The sequence below is a fragment of the Kordiimonas sp. UBA4487 genome (genome assembly GCF_002389025.1).
GTDB lineage: Bacteria > Pseudomonadota > Alphaproteobacteria > Sphingomonadales > Kordiimonadaceae > Kordiimonas > Kordiimonas lacus.
Window position 1 is genome coordinate 258,844 of record NZ_DGNR01000015.1, and the last position, 17,781, is coordinate 276,624.

The 17,781-nt window shown below is 58.5% G+C and carries 15 protein-coding genes; 3 read left to right on the top strand and 12 right to left on the bottom strand.

Annotated features, from left to right (window positions below):
• Positions 1–182: 182 nt before the first annotated feature.
• The gene (locus B3Z17_RS17665) at positions 183–1,253 is read left to right on the top strand and encodes a hypothetical protein (protein WP_286831053.1); all 1,071 of its coding nucleotides are present in this window, start codon (positions 183–185) and stop codon (positions 1,251–1,253) included.
• 57 nt (positions 1,254–1,310) lie between these two features.
• On the opposite strand, the gene lpdA is transcribed toward B3Z17_RS17665, so the two are convergent.
• Genes lpdA through B3Z17_RS17685 form a run of 4 tightly spaced genes read right to left on the bottom strand, consistent with a single transcriptional unit; the run spans position 1,311 to position 6,274 of the window.
• A complete protein-coding gene (lpdA, locus tag B3Z17_RS17670; protein ID WP_286831054.1) occupies positions 1,311–2,705 on the bottom strand; it encodes a dihydrolipoyl dehydrogenase in 1,395 nt (464 codons plus the stop codon).
• Entirely contained in the window at positions 2,706–4,028 is a 1,323-nt protein-coding gene (locus tag B3Z17_RS17675; RefSeq protein ID WP_286831055.1) for a dihydrolipoamide acetyltransferase family protein, read from the bottom strand.
• Positions 4,028–5,044: an alpha-ketoacid dehydrogenase subunit beta gene (locus B3Z17_RS17680; protein WP_068306724.1), complete on the bottom strand. Its 1,017-nt coding sequence runs from the start codon at positions 5,042–5,044 to the stop codon at positions 4,028–4,030. The genes B3Z17_RS17675 and B3Z17_RS17680 overlap by 1 nt, the downstream gene beginning before the upstream one ends.
• Before the next feature lie 3 nt (positions 5,045–5,047).
• Positions 5,048–6,274, bottom strand: coding sequence for a 3-methyl-2-oxobutanoate dehydrogenase (2-methylpropanoyl-transferring) subunit alpha (locus tag B3Z17_RS17685; RefSeq protein WP_286831056.1), 1,227 nt, complete (start codon positions 6,272–6,274; stop codon positions 5,048–5,050).
• A gap of 245 nt (positions 6,275–6,519) precedes the next feature.
• Between B3Z17_RS17685 and B3Z17_RS17690 the strand changes: the two genes are divergently transcribed.
• Complete coding sequence (locus B3Z17_RS17690) at positions 6,520–7,548, top strand: FAD:protein FMN transferase (RefSeq protein WP_286831058.1); 1,029 nt, start codon at positions 6,520–6,522, stop codon at positions 7,546–7,548.
• A 4-nt stretch (positions 7,549–7,552) separates the two neighbouring features.
• Here B3Z17_RS17690 and B3Z17_RS17695 read toward each other — a convergent pair whose 3' ends face one another.
• The 8 genes from B3Z17_RS17695 to B3Z17_RS17730 form a co-directional block, all read right to left on the bottom strand.
• Positions 7,553–8,380: a PepSY-associated TM helix domain-containing protein gene (locus B3Z17_RS17695; RefSeq protein WP_286831059.1), complete on the bottom strand. Its 828-nt coding sequence runs from the start codon at positions 8,378–8,380 to the stop codon at positions 7,553–7,555.
• Positions 8,377–8,877 carry an FMN-binding protein gene (locus tag B3Z17_RS17700; RefSeq protein WP_286831060.1) on the bottom strand — a complete coding sequence of 167 codons (501 nt, stop codon included), beginning with the start codon at positions 8,875–8,877 and terminating at the stop codon, positions 8,377–8,379. The genes B3Z17_RS17695 and B3Z17_RS17700 overlap by 4 nt, the downstream gene beginning before the upstream one ends.
• A 133-nt stretch (positions 8,878–9,010) precedes the next feature.
• Complete coding sequence (locus tag B3Z17_RS17705; protein WP_286831062.1) at positions 9,011–10,360, bottom strand: autotransporter outer membrane beta-barrel domain-containing protein; 1,350 nt, start codon at positions 10,358–10,360, stop codon at positions 9,011–9,013.
• Positions 10,361–10,656: 296 nt separating this feature from the next.
• Complete coding sequence (locus tag B3Z17_RS17710) at positions 10,657–11,091, bottom strand: acyl-CoA thioesterase (protein WP_286831064.1); 435 nt, start codon at positions 11,089–11,091, stop codon at positions 10,657–10,659.
• A gap of 2 nt (positions 11,092–11,093) precedes the next feature.
• A complete protein-coding gene (locus tag B3Z17_RS17715; protein WP_286831065.1) occupies positions 11,094–12,260 on the bottom strand; it encodes an isovaleryl-CoA dehydrogenase in 1,167 nt (388 codons plus the stop codon).
• 24 nt (positions 12,261–12,284) lie between these two features.
• Positions 12,285–14,291: an acetyl/propionyl/methylcrotonyl-CoA carboxylase subunit alpha gene (locus B3Z17_RS17720; RefSeq protein ID WP_286831066.1), complete on the bottom strand. Its 2,007-nt coding sequence runs from the start codon at positions 14,289–14,291 to the stop codon at positions 12,285–12,287.
• A complete protein-coding gene (locus tag B3Z17_RS17725) occupies positions 14,288–15,088 on the bottom strand; it encodes an enoyl-CoA hydratase/isomerase family protein (protein WP_068306708.1) in 801 nt (266 codons plus the stop codon). Before B3Z17_RS17725 ends, B3Z17_RS17720 begins: the two co-directional genes overlap by 4 nt.
• Positions 15,089–15,100: 12 nt before the next feature.
• Positions 15,101–16,708, bottom strand: coding sequence for a carboxyl transferase domain-containing protein (locus tag B3Z17_RS17730; RefSeq protein ID WP_286831067.1), 1,608 nt, complete (start codon positions 16,706–16,708; stop codon positions 15,101–15,103).
• A gap of 126 nt (positions 16,709–16,834) precedes the next feature.
• On the opposite strand from B3Z17_RS17730, the gene B3Z17_RS17735 reads away from it, so the two are divergent.
• Positions 16,835–17,704 carry a LysR family transcriptional regulator gene (locus B3Z17_RS17735; RefSeq protein WP_286831068.1) on the top strand — a complete coding sequence of 290 codons (870 nt, stop codon included), beginning with the start codon at positions 16,835–16,837 and terminating at the stop codon, positions 17,702–17,704.
• Positions 17,705–17,781 lie beyond the last annotated feature (77 nt).

Sequence of the window (17,781 nt, forward strand, 5' to 3'; positions counted from 1 at the left end):
TCTCTAATCTGGACGAATTATCGCACTAAACTTGGGAAATGAGCTTTCGAAGATTTCTGAATTTCGCAATCTTAAGATAGCTTTTGGGGGCTTTTTTGTAATTTGTGATCAAGCACAAGTAATTTTTGCCAAGTGCCTAGATTTCCTATGCATTCCGTAAGGGGAACCCACGACTCAGATGCATGGCATTGACGACAGATGAAGCTACGGGTAGCATAAGTTCGTGTCTGGTAGCCCACATGACCTGTCGCCGAGTCAAACGTTACCCTTATCCTATTCTTCATCCATGTTTTTCAGGATGGCAGTGTAATCGGCGGACTGACATCGATTTGAAGGAACATGAGATGACAATTCTCATAACACTTAAGCATGCCCAGCTGATCAAGAAGGAACTGGGCCTTAACCTGCCGCATATCAAATCCTCACACCGGGCGGAAGCCATGGCCCGCGGCCTTGGCTGGAAATCAAACGCGGCCTTGCGCGCGGCCCTGATGTGCGGTGATGCTGAGTGCGAAGTGAATGATGATGCTTTCATAGGATACTTGACAGATAAGGGCTTCGAAGGCGTGACTGGTTGCCGGCTGTCGGCCGTTGTTGAAACGGCGATTGGGGAGGGAACCCTGACAGAGGATGAGACACCTGCCGATTGCCCGGTAATCAAGACAGTTCGTCCTTCGGCACAGGCGGCCATCAGCAGCAGATGGAGCACTCTGGCTTTTGGCCTGTTTGCTGTTGTCTGTTATCTGCTTCTGACAGTTCAAACAGCGGACGAGTATCTAGAACAGGCCGTGGCAAGAAGCCTTGATGTGGCAGAAACCGCGGGTACGCGATCAGTGTTGATCCTGGATGCGGATCTTAGCCAGGAGGTTGTTTCTGGTCTAATGGAATATCCCTATATCTCCAGCGCGGAGATATTGGATGACCACGGGAGCCAATTGGCCGCTGGACAAAGGACAATCCAGCCTGAGACGTTTTCTGAGCGCTTGCAGGCTCTGGTTGCCCTGGACCAAGAGATAGAATACAGCCGGATTCTGCAGATGCCGCCAACCATGAATGAAAAGGGCGGACTACTTAGGGTTACTGTCAATAAGCCAAAGGCTTTGTCGCTGATACCCGGGCCGACTTGGGGCGGAATGATCTTCTCCTTGCTGCTTGGGGTCGGGCTGCTTGCATTATTGATTGCAGGGCAATCCGCGTTCAGGGGCTGGATGCGGCTTTATTTGGACCAGCACTACAGGCTGGCGCATAACTGACAAAAGAAAAGCCGGGGTGGTTGCCCCGGCTTTCTCAATTCTGTGTGGTATCGCAGCTTAGATATGCAGCGCGTGGCCGAGGGCCTTGAGGGCGGCTTCCTGGAAGCCTTCCGACTGCGTCGGGTGCGCATGGATCGTGCCAGCGATATCTTCAAGGCGCGCGCCCATCTCAAGGGCGAGCGAGAAGGCTGCTGAAAGCTCAGACACACCTTTACCCACAGCCTGGATGCCCAGAACCACGTGATTATCTTTACGGGCCACCACACGCACGAAACCGGTTTCGGCTTCCATGGTCATGGCGCGGCCGTTGGCCTGGAACGGGAACAGACCGATCTGCGTCTCATAGCCGGCGTCCTTCGCCTCATCCGGCGACAGGCCGGCGGTGACGATCTCTGGGTCCGTGAAGCACACAGCCGGGATCGCAACTTTGTCGAAGGTGCGGTTTTCGCCAGCGATGATCTCTGCGACCATTTCACCTTGCGCCATGGCACGGTGCGCCAGCATCGGCTCGCCCGTCAGGTCGCCGATGGCGTAGACGCCGCTCATGGATGTCTGGCACTTGTCATCAATGGCGACCACGCGCCCGTTCATCTTGAGGTCCAGGCCTTCAAGGCCCCAGCCATCGGTTTTGGCGCGGCGGCCCACAGTGACAAGGATTTTGTCCGCGGGCAGGGTCTCTTCTTGGCCAGTCGCTGTTTCAACCACCAGGCCGTCCTGCTTTTTGGTCGCTTCCTTGGCTTTGGTGTTCAAGAGAACCTCAACACCCAGCTTCTTTAGGCTTTCGGCAACCGGCTTGGTGAGCTCTGCGTCATACTGGGGCAGGATGCTGCCCATGGCTTCCACCACGGTTACTTTTGCACCCATCTTGGCGTAGGCGATGCCAAGCTCGAGCCCAATATAGCCGCCGCCGATGACAACAAGCCTTGAGGGCACCTTGTCGAGCGACAGCGCTTCGGTTGAGGAAATAATATTGCCGCCATAGGGCAGGCTTGGGATTTCCACAGGCACGGAACCGGTGGCCAGAATGACATTCTTGGCCTTGATGGTCACCTTGCCGTCAGCGGTTTCGACCTCACAGGTCTTGCCGTCCAACATGGTGCCCCAGCCTTCAACAGACTTGACCTTGGCTTTCTTCAGAAGGCCCGCAACGCCACTGTTCAGGCGCTTCACGATGCCGTCTTTCCAGCCAACGGTTTTCTTGAGGTCAATCTCAGGCTTTTGAACAGTGATGCCAAGGTTGTTCTCATAGGTATAGTGAACAGCCTTTTCATACTCTTCCGCTGCGTGGATCAGCGCCTTGGAGGGGATACAGCCCACATTGAGGCAGGTGCCGCCGGGCTTATTGCCTTCAACGATGATCGTGTCGATGCCAAGCTGGCCTGCGCGGATTGCGGCCACATAGCCGCCGGGGCCTGCGCCTAGCACAAGCGTGTTGCAGTTCATGGTCGTCATTTAGTCCTCCATGAACAGGGTGGCTGGGTTTTCCATCAGCTCCCTGATTTTCTGGATGAATTCAGCAGCGTCCCAGCCGTCGATGATGCGGTGGTCGAAGGAGGACGACAGGTTCATGATCTTGCGCGGAACAAAACCACCGTCTTTCCACACGGGACGAACAGCAACCTTGTTGACACCAACAATGGCGACTTCCGGGCTGTTGATCACCGGCGTCGAGACGATACCGCCCATCCGGCCGAGGCTGGAGAGCGTGATCGTGGAGCCGGTGAGCTCTTCCCGCGTGATCGAGCCGTCGCGCGCAGCTTCCGCTAGGCGGCGGGTCTCATTGGCGATGCCCCAGATGTCCATGGCTTCAGCGTGCTTGAGCACAGGCACCATCAGGCCGCCCGGCGTTTGCGCGGCCATGCCGATGTGCGCGGCGCCAAACTGGTGCACCACGCCGTCGGCATCATAATAATGCGCGCTGCATTTTGGGTAGACCTTCAGCGACTTGACCATGGCCAGCATGATGAAGGGCAGGATGGTCAGCTTTGGCTGATCCGCCTTCCTGGTTGCGTTCATGTGCTCGCGCAGGCTTTCAAGCTCGGTCACATCCACTTCTTCCACATAGGTAATGTGGGGGATGCGGCTTTTGGCGTCCTGCATGCGCTCGCCGATCTTGCGGCGAAGGCCAATAACCTTGATTTCCTCAACGCTGGTGTCTGCGCGGCGGCTGGAGCCACCGGCAGGCGCGCTGGCGCCGGAGATATAATCTTCCAGATCTTCGTGCGTGATGCGGCCCGCCGGGCCCGTACCGTGCACATATTGAAGCTTCACGCCGGCATCCATGGCGCGCTTCCTGACAGCAGGCGACGCCAGCGGCTTCTCGCCTTCGGCGCGCGGTGCACCGCTTGGGCCAGCCTTGGCTGGAGCCTTGGCCTTGGCCTTGGGCGCGGACGCAGCAAGCTTGGGCGCGGAGGCGCCGGAAGAGGCTGCTGCAGCTGCCTTGGGTGCTTCATCCGATGGTTCTTTCGGGGCTTCAGCTTCCGGGGCGGGCTCAGGCTCTGCCACAGGCGCATCCGGGATGTTGTTGCCTTCGCCTTCGACCTCAAGCGCGATGATCACGCTGCCCACCGGCGTCATGGACCCGATCTCACCGAGGATTTCGGTGACGGTACCATCAACAGGGGAGGGGATCTCAACGGTTGCCTTGTCGGTCATCACGGCGGCAATCACGTCGTCTTCCTTCACGACATCGCCAACCTTGACGTTCCACTCAACGATTTCGGCTTCGGTAATCCCTTCGCCTACGTCTGGCATCTGGATCTTGTGAATGCCCATTATACGGCCTCCATCATTGCTTTAAGCTCGCGGCCAACGCGGGCCGGGCCAGGGAAATAGTCCCATTCCTGGGCGTGCGGGTAGGGCGTATCGAAGCCGCAGACGCGCACAACAGGTGCCTCAAGGTGGTAGAAGCAGCGCTCCTGCACCTGGGCCGACAGTTCAGCGCCAAAGCCGGAGGTTTGCGTTGCTTCATGCAGCACCATGCAGCGGCCGGTTTTCTTCACCGATTCCACGATCGTATCCACATCGAGCGGCATCAGGGTGCGCAGGTCGATGATCTCGGCGTCGATGCCGGTTTCCTTCTTGGCGGCTTCTGCCACGAACACCATGGTGCCGTATGTCAGGATTGTAACGTCCTTGCCTTCACTGAACACAGACGCCTTCCCGATCGGCACCGTATAGTGGCCTTCCGGCACGTCCCCCAGCGGGTGCTTGGACCAGTTCGATGCCGGGCGGTCATGGTGGCCGTCGAACGGGCCGTTATAGAGACGCTTGGGCTCAAAGAAGATCACCGGGTCATTGTCTTCAATGGAGGCGATCAGCAAGCCTTTGGCGTCATACGGGTTTGACGGGATCACCGTTTTCACGCCAGAGACGTGGGTGAACAGGCTTTCCGGGCTCTGGCTGTGGGTCTGGCCACCGAAAATGCCGCCGCCGCATGGCGTGCGGATGGTGATCGGTGCAGTGAAATCCTTATTCGACCGGTAGCGCAGGCGCGCGGCCTCAGACACAATCTGGTCGTAGGCCGGATAGATATAGTCGGCGAACTGGATCTCGATGCAGGGGCGAATGCCATAGGCACCCATGCCGATGGCGGTGCCCACGATGCCGCTCTCGTTGATCGGGCTATCGAACACCCGGTGAGAGCCATATTTCTTCTGCAGGCCGTGCGTACAGCGGAATACACCGCCGAAATAACCCACATCTTCGCCGTAAACGACGACATCGTCGTCCTGGCCCATTTTCACGTCCATCGCATCCCGGATGGCTTCAATCATAGACATCTGCGGCATGGATTATACTCCCAACTTCTGGCGTTGTTCACGAAGGTGCGGGGGCATCTCTTCGTACACATCGTCGAACATGTCTTTCGGGCTCGCGCCGGACCCCATCACGCCGTAGCTTTCGGCTTCCTTGGTGGCGGCACGAATTTCATCATTATACTCGGCTTCGGTTTGCGTCTGGCGCTCCTCTGACCACAGATCGCGGCTGATCAGGTGATTCTTGAGCCTGAGGATAGGGTCACCCAGCGGCCAGGCGGATGATTCTTCTTTCGGCCGGTACTGGCTTGGGTCATCCGACGTGGAGTGCGGCGCTACGCGGTAAGTTACCCACTCGATCAGCGTTGGGCCGAAGCCGAGGCGCGCGCGCTCAACGGCCCACTTGGAGGCCGCGTAAACCGCGAGGAAGTCGTTGCCGTCGACCCGCAGGGCAGGGAAGTCATACCCTAGCGCCCGCTCGCCGAAGGTGGCGTGGTCACCGCCCGCGATACCGCGGAAGCTGGAGATTGCCCACTGGTTGTTCACGATGTTCAGGACAACCGGTGGCTTGTAGACGGACGCGTTCACGAGCGCGGCGTGGAAATCGGTTTCCGCGGTTGAACCGTCACCGATCCAGCCCGCAGCGATCTTGGTGTCGCCCTTGATGGCGCTTGCCATGGCCCAGCCAACGGCCTGGATGAACTGGGTCCCGAGGTTGCCGGAGATCGAGAAGAAGCCGTGTTCTTTCGAGCTGTACATAATCGGCAGTTGGCGGCCCTTCAGCGGATCGCGCGAGTTCGACAGAATCTGGCAGATCATGTCGACAAGCGGATAATCGGTCGAGAGCAACAGGCCTTGCTGGCGGTAGGTCGGGAAATTCATGTCGCCTTTTTCCATGGCGGCACGGAACCCGACGGCGATTGCCTCTTCGCCAGTACACTTCATATAAAAGCTGGTCTTGCCCTGACGCTGCAGGGTCATCATCCGCTCATCATAGGCGCGAACACGGATCATGTTCTTCAGGCCCTGGATGAGGATGTCGTCATCAAGGCCCTCAGCCCACGGACCAACAGCTTCCCCATCCTTGTTGAGGACGCGAACCATGGTGGATGCCAGTTCCTTCATGTCGGCGGCGCTGGAATCAACCGGAGGACGGCGCACACTGCCTGCCTCGGGAATCACTACACCAGAAAAGTCAGGCTCGTCGCCCGGGCGGCGCGGGGGCTCCGGCACGTGGAATTTCAAGGGCTTGTACTCAGACATGGATCTAGAACCTCAATCTATGGGGTGTCAAAATAACGTCAGCAATACTGACGTATTTTTGCCAAAAATCAATATATTTCTCTGATACTGTTTGGCGCGGGCGAAAGGTACAGGGCAACCGCGAGGGCACTATAGCGGATTCCGGCCAAAGAATCACATGCTGGGCTGACCCACAGGGATAGATTTGATCAATTGAACCGGTTGTTTCCAACCGCTAGACTGGAAGACCATGATAGGGGATGTGCATGCTCAAAGACGCCGGATTGCCACGTAGACGTTTTCTGCAGATTGTTGCGGGCGGTACCGCAGCCTTGGCCCTTGGCTCCTGCGGAGAAAATGCGGACAAGCGCAAAAAGCTGACACCCTATGTGTGGGAAGGCAGCCTCCTTGGGGCGGAAACCAACCTGACGCTCTATCATGAGCATGACGCTGCCTCGATTGCGGCGATAAAGGAAATCACGGCGGAGGTGAAGCGCCTGGCTGGCATTTTCACTATCTATGTATTCGGGTCTGAGCTGTCGCGCCTGAACAAATCTGGCATGCTTGCGCCCGCAGCCCCCGAAATGCTGGAAATCCTTGATGTCAGCCGCCGCCTGTGGCGGGAAAGCGACGGCCTGTTCGACCCAACCATCCAGCCGCTGTGGGAGCTGTATGCCGACTATTATGCCACACCGCGTGCACCGGATGATCCGGGGCCATCGCCAGAAGCGATCGCGACCGCGCGCGCCAAGGTCGGGCTTGATAAGGTTCTGGTTGATGACGGCAGTATCCGTTTGGCGGTCGAGGGCATGGCACTCAGTTTCAATGGTATTGTGCAGGGTTACCTCACGGACCGCGCCCATGAAATTCTGCGCAAACGGGGCTTTGACCACGCCCTGATCAATATGGGCGAATACCGTGCCCTTGGCGGCAAGCCCCAGCAGGACGGCAGCGTAAAGCCCTGGCAGATAGGCATTGCCGACGCGGAGGCGCCATGGCGCGTGTTTGAAACGCTGGAGGTGACAGACCGCGCGGTATCGACATCATCGCCCAGCGGAGCTGTTTTCAACACGGGAGGTGACGTGCATCATATCTTCAACCCCAAGACCGGGTTGAGCGCAAACCGCTATCACAGCGTGACGGTGACGGCGCCAACGGCCACGATCGCGGACGGCCTATCGACGGTGCTGACAGTCGTACCGCCCGAGAAAGCGCCTGAGATACTGTCGAAATTTGAAGGCGCCGCTGCGTTTCTGCGGCCTCTGGAAGGCGATCCGATCCGTATCGGGCTTTAGGCCATTATTCCGCTGGCGGCATCAAGCGCTTGTTCTGGATGCGGGCCCTGCGCTGGCGCCACCACATATAGAAGCCCGAGAGCGACAGGAAGATCAGCAATATGGCGGCGGCATCCATGATGAAAGGCCCCCAGGGGCCAAAACTGCGACCGCTATGGAGGTCTGACACAAAGCGGTGCGTGGTCACTTCCGCCACACCGTGTACTTCCAAAGCCGTTTGCCGAACTGAAGCGGGCAGGGCCTGTGTGGGCGCGGACCAGCCGATAAAGTCGGCGGTCTCAAACTCTGTCGCCTGCCAGTCAAGGAAGTCGCCAGTGGTCTGGTAATACCCGCCAGCGCTTTCGATCACGACCAAATCATCCGAGATTTTGGCGATACGGTCTACAGGGCCGGGGAGTGCCGCGCTGTTTAGTGTTTCGACAAAATCACCGTCGCGGGTGAACAGCAGAATTTCATTTTGTCCCGCAATGGCAACCAGCATATCGGTTTCCACAACGCCGTGCAGCGTGCTGAGCTGTCGCGGAAGCGCCATTCCGTTCAGATACAGGGACCGGTCCAGCCAGACGAGCCAGCCCTGGCTCGTTTCCACGCCAGATGGTGGGGTGGCCGGTGCTGCGTCATAAAAGGTCTCAGCAAGGACGGGAGAAATGTTGGTTTCATGCAGGCGGAAGCTTTCCGCGTGTGACAGGATGATGCCGGTCACCGACAAAAGCAGCACCAATAAGGCCGCCGCGACCCCAAGGCGCCGGTGCCAGCGTACCAGCGATGCGCGTAGCTTGGCGGCCCGGCGGCGTTTTTCTGATGTTTTCGGGTCCAGGAACGGGGCGTTCATGACTTGGCCCCTTTGGCTACCACATGCCCATGGAGGAACAAGGCGAGCCGTGCCATCTTGCGCATGGCATTCACGGAAAGGGTGGCGCCGGAAATGCCGTCGATGTTGGTGTCCAGTTCGCGCGCATCATCCAGCATGGCGCCTGCGAACTGGTTCCTGAAGGCAGGATATTTCACTTCCCAACCCCGGCTTTCGCGGTAGACCAGCACGTTGGTTTCAACCAGCTTGTCGGCCTCCACAACAAAGCCTGCGGTGATGGGCTGTTCCTTGCCCACTTTTTCCAGAATCCAGGCGGTGCGGTCACCCTCGCGCCAATAGCGCAGCCGCAGGGCGCTGAGCGGCTGGTCCATGATGTCCGCGATCTGGTCCTGAAGGTCAGGCTTTAGCCAGAGCGTCTTAGGCCGCGGTGTTTTGCCGCCAAACGCGTTGGCGACAAAGGCTGCGGGTGGCTGATAAGTCTCTGCCTTTACGGTTTCGGCATTCAGCGGCAAGGGCATAAAGCCCCAGGCAAGCATGCTTATAAACAGGCAAAGCCGCCCCCTCGTGACGAGAGGGCGGAGCCATAGTGTGAGTTTGTCTTGTTTGGTCTCTTGTACCATTCAAACCCAATTTCTTTTAAGCCTCAATAGCTTAGAACTGGTAACCAACGCCGAGGTTGATGCGGTCGTCACCGTCCGCGCCGAAGCCCAGTTTTTGCGACTGATAGTCAAACTTAAACACAACATTGTTGTGTGGCCAATAGTTAAAGCCGAACGTTGTGGTTTTGTTGTTGCTGTCCAGGCCCAGGCCAGCTTCGGTATCCCACTGCTCGTGACGGGCAAAGATGCCGAAGTCACCGAAGTCTGGGGACACGGAGAAGCGGTAGCTTGGCTCAATGTACCAGCCAACCTGCTCATCACGGCCGATCGCTTCGGCGTCAGCGCTGTCGATATCCCAGCGGGCATAAAGGGCACGGAATCCAAAGCCGGATTTCTGGATATTGGCGTGTGCTTCAAACAGGTTCGCGTCAGCATCAGCAACGCCTTGCGTGATGTCATTCTGGTGCTGGAAGGTTGCGGCCAGTTCAACGCCAGGGATCGCGGTCCACTTCAGGCGCGCGGTGATCGCTGCGTTTTCTGCTGGTGCCTCAGCCACTTTCTTGCGGCCGCTGCGAATGTTGTAGGCTTTGCTGCCTTCGGTCGCCACAGCAAGGCCGGACGTGTAATAGATGTCATACGACAGGCCTTGGGTCAGTTGACCGTTCAGGCCGAAGCCGCCTTCCCACCATGTGGTCGGGATGATGTTCTTTTCAACGTTGTTGCGCTCAACGCCGAAGAAGGTGTTTGGCTCGTGCACTTCGTTGAGGATACCAACAGGCATCAGGAACAGACCGGCGCGGAAGTTGTGGCGGTCATGCTCGCCGAATTTCAGGCCCAGGCCGGTTGTCAGGTCCATGTCAATGAAGGCTTGCTCAAGCTCAACTTCACCTGGTTTGCCGTCGCCGGCCAGCGAGTGCTCAAGCTCAAGCTCGGACTGCAGCTGGATCCAGTCGTTGAACCGGTGGTTGGCGAACAGAACGAAACGGTGGAAATCGATCTCGTCCGCGTCGCCGCCATTATAGTGCAGCTCGCCGTAACCGCCGATGGTGGTGCGGCGGGCCCAGTCAGCGCCGCGGAAGTTGCGGAGCGCATTGTCTGGGGTGCTGCTGTCACCGTTAAGGGCGGTTTCAACAAGGCCGGTTGTAGCTTCAACAGCTTCTGTGTTGGTCGCTACCTGGGTGCGAAGCTCTTCAATTTCCTTGCGATCAGCGGCCGAGACCTGAACACCTTCCATGCTCAGCGCTTCCACTTTGGACTTGAGCTCAGCAATCTGTTTTTGCTGAGCCATCAGCATTTTCCACATTTCTTCCTTCGAAGGCATGTCGTCCTGTGCGCTGGCGGTCGTTGCAAGCGCAGCAGCCATAGCCATGGCGGAAACGGAGGTCTTGATGAGGTGTTTCATGTCATTCCCTGTTTCAAATCGGCCACCTTCATTTCGGGGAGGGAGGGTGGCTCTTAATTCTGCAATTAAAACTGATAACCATTATTAGTTAGCGTGATGCGCAGGATTTAGCCGGGCCCCGTGACATTGTCAAATAATTTTAATAATCATTCTTATTAAGATTAACGACAGTGCGGCGATGTCTTCGCCGGTGGGTTGGAAATGCTAGAAAAATCAGCGCCTTATGCTGGGTTTCTAGAAAAGATCGACTGGCTGCTTTCGGGGATGCGGCGAAATGTCGCCGTATGATTTTAGCTTCAGGTGGCTGCCTTGTGCTGGGTGATCAGGTTGGTGATGCTCTCGCGGATTCTTTGCTCGAACGCGCAGGACCGACGGGCCGCGGTATCCATATGGATGGCCGTCAGCTCGGATATGGCGGCGACAGTGCCGTCGGTATCGCGCATCAGTTCATGGCTGAACTTGATGATCTTGTCCTTGAGAATCTCGGTCACGCGGGTACGCACGCTGACAACATCACCAGCGACAAGCTCGGCCAGGTAGCGCGTGTTGATCTCGAGCGCGGCCATGCCGCGCCCGGACGATTTCAGGTAGGCGGGTGTCAGCCCCAAGCTGCTGAATAGTTGCCATGAGGCTTCGTCCATCTTTCCCGTGTACCACATGACATTCATGTGCCCCATATGGTCGCAGTGCCAGGGGTAAACGGTGCCTTTATAGGTAATGGGCTGGGCCATGATCAGGCTGTCTCTTTGAACAGCTCGCGACCAATCAGCATGCGGCGAATCTCTGATGTGCCGGCGCCGATTTCATAGAGCTTGGCGTCGCGCCATAGGCGGCCTGTTGGATATTCGTTGATATAACCATTACCGCCAAGTGCCTGGATCGCTTCGCCCGCCATCCATGTGGCTTTCTCTGATGCATAGAGGATGCATCCAGCGGCGTCCTTGCGCGTGGTTTCGCCACGGTCACAGGCTTCTGCGACTGCATAAACATAGGCCCGGCAGGCGCCCCAGGTAGAGTACATGTCCGCCAGTTTGCCCTGCATCAGCTGGAATTCACCGATGGCCTTGCCGAACTGGGTGCGTTCGTGAACATAGGGGATGACGGTATCGAGGCAGGCGCGCATGATGCCGAGCGAGCCGCCAGACAGGACAACGCGCTCATAATCAAGCCCGGACATCAGCACCTTCACGCCGTCACCTTCTTCGCGTACCACATTTTCAAACGGCACGAGGCAGTCTTCGAACACCAGTTCACAGGTGTTCGAGCCGCGCATGCCCAGCTTGTCCAGCTTCTGGGCGGTCGAGAAGCCCTTCATGCCTTTCTCAACCAGGAAAGCGGTGATGCCGCGCGGGCCTGCGTCGATGTCGGTTTTGGCGTAAACCATCAGGACATCGGCATCGGGGCCGTTGGTGATCCACATCTTGTTGCCGTTCAGCATGTAACCGTCGTTGCGCTTTTCGGCTTTCAGGCGCATGGAGACCACGTCTGACCCCGCACCGGGTTCTGACATCGCCAGCGCGCCGACATGCTCGCCCGTGATCAGCTTGGGCAGATACTTGGCTTTCTGCTCGGCATTACAGTTTTTGGTGATCTGGTTAACACACAGGTTTGAGTGCGCTCCGTAGCTCAGGCCCACGCTTGCGGACGCCCGGCTGATCTCTTCCATCGCGATCACGTGCGCCAGATAGCCCATATCGGCACCGCCGAACTCCTCGGGCGCCGTCATGCCCAGGATGCCCAGATCGCCCATCTTCTGCCACAGGACAGACGGGAAGGTGTTGGTTGCGTCAATCTCTTCGGCGCGCGGGGCGATCTCGTCGCGGGCGAAGCGGGCCACCGTTTCGCGCAGCATTTCCATATCTTCGCCGTGGCCGAATTTCAAATGGGGAAACTCAAACATTTTTCTTGTCCCTTATTGGCTTACTTATTCGTCACTGATCGTCAGCAGGGTGGCACCGTCTGCGACCTGGTCGCCTGCCTTCAGGCTCAGGCCGGTCACAACACCATCCCGTGGGGCGCTGATCGTTTGTTCCATTTTCATGGCTTCCATCACCAGAAGCGGCTGGCCGCGTTCGACCGAAGCGCCGTCCTCAACCTTCACTTCAAGGATTTTGCCCGGCATGGGCGCCGTGATGGTGCCGGGGCCGTCAGTTTCGTCGTCCGCGCCGCCGTCGCGCGCGTGGCGCTTGACCATCAGCGTGCGGTCATCGGTGACAATTGACACATGCGCGGCGTCAACCTCAACGAATAGCCGCTTCCTGAGGCCGTCCTGGCTGAAGGTCAGGATGCCGTCCACCAGATGCGGGCACTTATAGGCGAAGGTGTCTTCGCCCACGGTCACAGATACATTCTGGCGATCTTCCACTACATGGGCGGTGATGAACTCACCGTCGCCGCTGTCGAACCACAGCTTTTCGCTTGCGGGCAGGTTCAGGCGGAAATTGTCGCTCAGGGACCATGGGTCCGCGTCATGCGCCCGGGCGTGCCGCGCGGCAATGATAGCAACGGCTGCCGTAGCATAGTCGGCTGCTTTGGTAACTGGTTTGGCCAGCAGGGTGTCTTCAAAGGCTTCGATAAAGCCGGTGTGCACGTCGCCCGCACGGAAGTCTTCGTGCTTCAGGGCGCGCAACAGGAAATCGCGGTTGGTGGTCAGGCCCGTCACCGGTGTCTCAGCCACCAGGTTGATCAGCGCGTCAATTGCTTGCTCGCGGTCCTCGCCCCAGGCGATCAGTTTGCCGATCATTGGGTCATAATGGATCGAAACCTCGTCGCCCGCCTGCACGCCCGCATCAATGCGGCCTGTGGGGCCTGTGTCGGCAAATGGATCGAACATGCCAATGCGGCCTACGGCTGGTGCGAAATTATTGAACGGGTCTTCGGCATAAAGGCGCACTTCAACGGCGTGTCCGTCAGCCAGCACTTCAATCTCGTCCTGGCTCAGCGGCAATGGCTTGCCCTCGGCGATACGGATTTGCCATTCCACCAGGTCCTGACCGGTGATCATTTCCGTCACCGGATGCTCCACCTGCAGGCGTGTGTTCATTTCCATGAAATAGAAAGGCGCGTCCTCGAGCCCGTTTGCGACATCCACGATGAATTCAACGGTGCCAGCGCCCTGATAGCCAATGGCTTCGGCAGCCTTAACGCCAGCTTCACCCATGGCGCGGCGCATCTCAAGGCTCATGCCGGGGGCAGGGGCCTCTTCAACCACTTTCTGGTGGCGGCGCTGCAAGCTACAGTCACGCTCCAGCAAATGCACGGCATGGCCGTCGCTGTCGCCAAACACCTGCACTTCAATGTGGCGCGGCTTCTGGATGTATTTCTCGATCAGGAGTTCCGGGTTGCCGAAGCTGTTCTTGCCTTCGCGTGCAGCGGCTTCAATGGCGGCAGGCAGGTCCTTGGCGTCAAACACCTTGCGCATGCCCTTGCCGCCACCACCAGCCACAGCCTTGATCAGTACCGGATAACCTATTTTCTCGGCTTCCGCCGTCAGCGTCGCGACCGACTGGTCTTCGCCGTGATAGCCCGGCACTACGGGCACGCCCGCTTCTTCCATCAGCTGCTTGGCTGCACCCTTGAGCGCCATGGCGCGCATGGACGCCGCCGATGGGCCAACAAAGATGATACCGTTTTTGGCGCAGGCTTCCGCAAATTCCGGGTTTTCCGATAGGAAACCGTATCCGGGGTGCACTGCGTCCGCGCCTGTGCGCTTGCAGGCGTCGATGATCTTGTCACCCACCAGATAGCTCTCGCTTGCCGCTGCAGGCCCAATGAATACGGCTTCGTCCGCCATTTTCACATGCAGGGCGTGGGCGTCAGCAGCAGAATAAACGGCAACCGTCTTGATGCCCATCTGGCGGCAAGTGGCCATCACGCGGCAGGCAATCTCGCCCCGGTTGGCAATCAGAAGCTTCTTGATGCGGCTGCTCATGCGTCGATGCTCCATTCCGGTTTGCGTTTCTCTAAGAACGCCGACAGGCCTTCCTTGCCCTCGACACTGGCACGGCGCTTGGCGATGCGCTCGGCTGTATTGGTCCGCAGCTCTTCGGTGATCGGCTTGTTCTTGACCACAGATACCAGCGCTTTGGCGTCGCGCTGGGCGCCCGGCGCGCCGGCCAGGATGTTCTTGAGGAAGATGTGGGCCTTACTGAAGGCCTCCTGCAGCGACGGTGCGGTTTCATGCACCAGTCCGATCCGCAGGGCTTCCGCCGCGTCAAAACGCTCAGCTGTCAGGAAATAGCGTCGTGCCTGGCGCTCACCAATCGCGGCCACCACATAAGGCGAGATGGTCGCGGGCGTCAGCCCCAGCCGCACTTCGGATAGTGAAAATTTGGCGTCGTCCACAGCAATGGCGATGTCGCAGCAGGACACAAGCCCCACGCCGCCGCCAAAGGTGGCGCCGTTCACGATCGCGATGGTGGGCTTGGGGCAGCCATTGATTGTCGACAGCATTTCCGAAAGCGCGATAGCGTCCCGTTTGTTCTGCTCGTCTGTATATTCGGCTGCGGCCTTCATCCAGTTGAGGTCGGCGCCCGCGGAAAAGCTCTTGCCTGCGCCGGTCAGCACGATAGCGCGGACGTCGGTGTTTTCGCCCAGTGTCTTGAAGGCGTTCTTCAGTTCCCAGATCAGGTCATCGTTGAAGGCATTGTGCACATCCGCGCGGTTCAGCGTCACAGTCGCCACGCCGCGGTCATCAATGCTGCAAAGAAGGGGTTTTACATCACACATGGTTCGTCTTCCTTACATCCGGAACACGCCGAAGCGTGTTTCCTCGGCTGGGGCGTTCATGGAGGCAGAAAGGGCAAGGCCAAGCACCCGGCGGGTATCAGCGGGGTCGATCACGCCGTCGTCCCACAGGCGCGCGCTGGCGTAATAGGGGTGGCCCTGTTCCTCATACATGTCGCGGATGGGCGCCTTGAAGGCTTCCTCGTCTTCCGTGGACCAGTCCTCGCCGCGGGCTTCCATGCCGTCGCGTTTGACGGTGGCCAGTACGCCAGCGGCCTGTTCGCCGCCCATCACAGAGATGCGGGCGTTCGGCCACATCCACAGGAAGCGCGGTTGGTAGGCGCGGCCACACATGCCGTAGTTGCCGGCGCCGAAGCTGCCGCCGATCAGGATAGTAAACTTGGGCACATTGGCGCAGGCCACAGCTGTCACCATCTTGGCGCCGTCACGGGCGATACCGCCGTTTTCATATTTCTGGCCGACCATGAAGCCGGTGATGTTCTGGAGAAATACCAGCGGGATGCCGCGCTGGGCGCAAAGTTCCACGAAATGCGCGCCCTTGAGCGCGCTTTCAGAGAACAGCACGCCGTTGTTGGCCACAATACCAACCGGGAAGCCATAGATATGGGCAAAGCCGCATACCAATGTTTCACCGTACAGCTTCTTGAATTCATCAAATTCGCTGCCGTCGACAATGCGGGCGATAATCTCGCGCACGTCATAAGGGTGGCGACTATCCTTGGGGATCACGCCATAAATTTCGCGGGTGTCATAAAGCGGCGCACGAGTTTCGCGCACTTTCACAGGAATGCGCTTCTCGCGGTTCAGGTTGGCGACAATACGGCGCGCAAGCCCAAGGGCGTGATAATCATCCTTCGCCAGGTGGTCCACAACGCCGGAGGTGCGGGCATGAACGTCACCGCCGCCCAGGTCTTCCGCCGACACCACTTCGCCTGTGGCAGCTTTCACGAGTGGTGGGCCGCCCAGGAAGATGGTGCCCTGGTTCTGGACGATGATGCTTTCGTCCGCCATGGCAGGCACATAGGCGCCTCCTGCCGTGCAGCTGCCCATCACCACGGCGATCTGCGGAATGCCTTCAGCTGACATGGTGGCCTGGTTATAGAAGATGCGGCCGAAATGGTCGCGGTCGGGGAAGACTTCATCCTGGTTCGGCAGGTTGGCGCCGCCGCTGTCCACCAGATAGATGCAGGGCAGCTTGTTCTCGCGCGCAATTTCCTGGGCCCGCAGGTGCTTCTTCACGGTGACAGGATAATAGGTGCCGCCTTTGACAGTGGCGTCATTGCATACGATCATGCACTCAGTGCCCTCAACGCGGCCAATGCCGGTGATCACGCCGCCGGCTGAGATGTCCGCGTCATACATGCCGTAGGCCGCCAGTTGCGACAGCTCAAGGAACGCTGTGCCGGGGTCGATAAGTGTGTTCACCCGGTCCCGGGGCAGCAGTTTACCGCGTGACAGGTGTTTCTCTCGTGCGCGCTCGGGGCCGCCCAAGGATACCTTGGCGATCTTGTTTTTAAGGTCATCTACCTGGGCCTGCATATGGGCCGCATTGGCTTCAAAATCAGCGCTCCCGGCCTGAATGCCAGAATGGATGATTGACATGTATGAGGTCTCCCGTCCGCACCCTTGTGAAATCCGGGTGTGCTTTGGTTACGCTTGGCAGTTTACGGCAGATCGTGCTATCGGTACAATCGAATGGAAAAATAGAAACCATAGATGGCGTCTATCATGGATTTATACCTTCTGAAGTATTTTCTGGCAGTCGTGGAAACGGGCAGCTTCACCCGGGCGGCTGACCGGGTTTTCGTAACCCAGCCAACGCTTTCCGCCGGGATCAAGAAGCTTGAGACCCAGCTTGGGCATACGCTGTTCGAGCGCTCCAACAGGCGGGTTTTTCTGACGGATGCCGGCACGCGTTTTCTGCCGCGCGCCAAGGCCATCCTCCATGAATGCAATATGGCGGTGCAGGTGCTGGAGGCCGATGTGGCGGCACCGGTGCTGAAGCTTGGTATCCTGACAACGCTTTCAAACCGGGCGATGGGGGAAATGCTGGCAGCGTTCAAGCGCGCCGAGCCGCGGGCAACCATCGAGATTTTTGATGGCACGGAACAGGAGCTTTCGAACCGCCTGGATGACCGCAGCCTGGATTACGCGCTGTCGATCCATCGCGGGCAGGGGGCTGAGGCCGCACTGCCACTTTATGAGGAAGGCTACAGCTTCATCCTGGCGCCGGACCATGCACTTTCTGGGCGCACACGTGTGACTGCGGCGGACCTGGGCGAGGAATATATGATTGTGCGCAGCCGGTGCGAGGTTCTGTCTGAGACCAGCCGCTATTTCACCGACCAGAATATTCGCCCACGACTGGTGTACCGCACGCCAAATGACAGCCGCGCTATCGCCATGGTGGCCGCGGGATTGGGTGGCACCGTGGTTCCCACCAGTCTGGTGGATGACCGGGTGGCTGCCGTCCAGCTGCAGGGGTTCGATTATCGGCGCAAAATTGCACTTTTCCGGCCGGGGTACCAGCTGCCTGCGGGAGTGGCTGAAGTGGGCGAACGGTTCGAGGTGCATGTTCAGGATTATCTGCAGGCTTAAGCGGCGGAGCGCACGCAACTTCCGTTTATCGCAGCGACTGAACAGCCTGACGCAATTTTGAATGAAACCGATTAATT

What these genes read in the sequence shown, in the direction of transcription:
- B3Z17_RS17725 (WP_068306708.1), bottom strand. Translation starts at nt 15,088, where the DNA reads ATGTGTGATGTAAAACCCCTTCTTTGCAGCATTGATGACCGCGGCGTG.
- B3Z17_RS17690 (WP_286831058.1), top strand. Translation starts at nt 6,520, where the DNA reads ATGCTCAAAGACGCCGGATTGCCACGTAGACGTTTTCTGCAGATTGTT.
- B3Z17_RS17710 (WP_286831064.1), bottom strand. Translation starts at nt 11,091, where the DNA reads ATGGCCCAGCCCATTACCTATAAAGGCACCGTTTACCCCTGGCACTGC.
- B3Z17_RS17715 (WP_286831065.1), bottom strand. Translation starts at nt 12,260, where the DNA reads ATGTTTGAGTTTCCCCATTTGAAATTCGGCCACGGCGAAGATATGGAA.
- B3Z17_RS17675 (WP_286831055.1), bottom strand. Translation starts at nt 4,028, where the DNA reads ATGGGCATTCACAAGATCCAGATGCCAGACGTAGGCGAAGGGATTACC.
- B3Z17_RS17730 (WP_286831067.1), bottom strand. Translation starts at nt 16,708, where the DNA reads ATGTCAATCATCCATTCTGGCATTCAGGCCGGGAGCGCTGATTTTGAA.
- B3Z17_RS17680 (WP_068306724.1), bottom strand. Translation starts at nt 5,044, where the DNA reads ATGCCGCAGATGTCTATGATTGAAGCCATCCGGGATGCGATGGACGTG.
- B3Z17_RS17685 (WP_286831056.1), bottom strand. Translation starts at nt 6,274, where the DNA reads ATGTCTGAGTACAAGCCCTTGAAATTCCACGTGCCGGAGCCCCCGCGC.
- B3Z17_RS17665 (WP_286831053.1), top strand. Translation starts at nt 183, where the DNA reads ATGGCATTGACGACAGATGAAGCTACGGGTAGCATAAGTTCGTGTCTG.
- B3Z17_RS17705 (WP_286831062.1), bottom strand. Translation starts at nt 10,360, where the DNA reads ATGAAACACCTCATCAAGACCTCCGTTTCCGCCATGGCTATGGCTGCT.
- B3Z17_RS17735 (WP_286831068.1), top strand. Translation starts at nt 16,835, where the DNA reads ATGGATTTATACCTTCTGAAGTATTTTCTGGCAGTCGTGGAAACGGGC.
- B3Z17_RS17720 (WP_286831066.1), bottom strand. Translation starts at nt 14,291, where the DNA reads ATGAGCAGCCGCATCAAGAAGCTTCTGATTGCCAACCGGGGCGAGATT.
- B3Z17_RS17695 (WP_286831059.1), bottom strand. Translation starts at nt 8,380, where the DNA reads ATGAACGCCCCGTTCCTGGACCCGAAAACATCAGAAAAACGCCGCCGG.
- B3Z17_RS17700 (WP_286831060.1), bottom strand. Translation starts at nt 8,877, where the DNA reads ATGCCCTTGCCGCTGAATGCCGAAACCGTAAAGGCAGAGACTTATCAG.
- lpdA (WP_286831054.1), bottom strand. Translation starts at nt 2,705, where the DNA reads ATGACGACCATGAACTGCAACACGCTTGTGCTAGGCGCAGGCCCCGGC.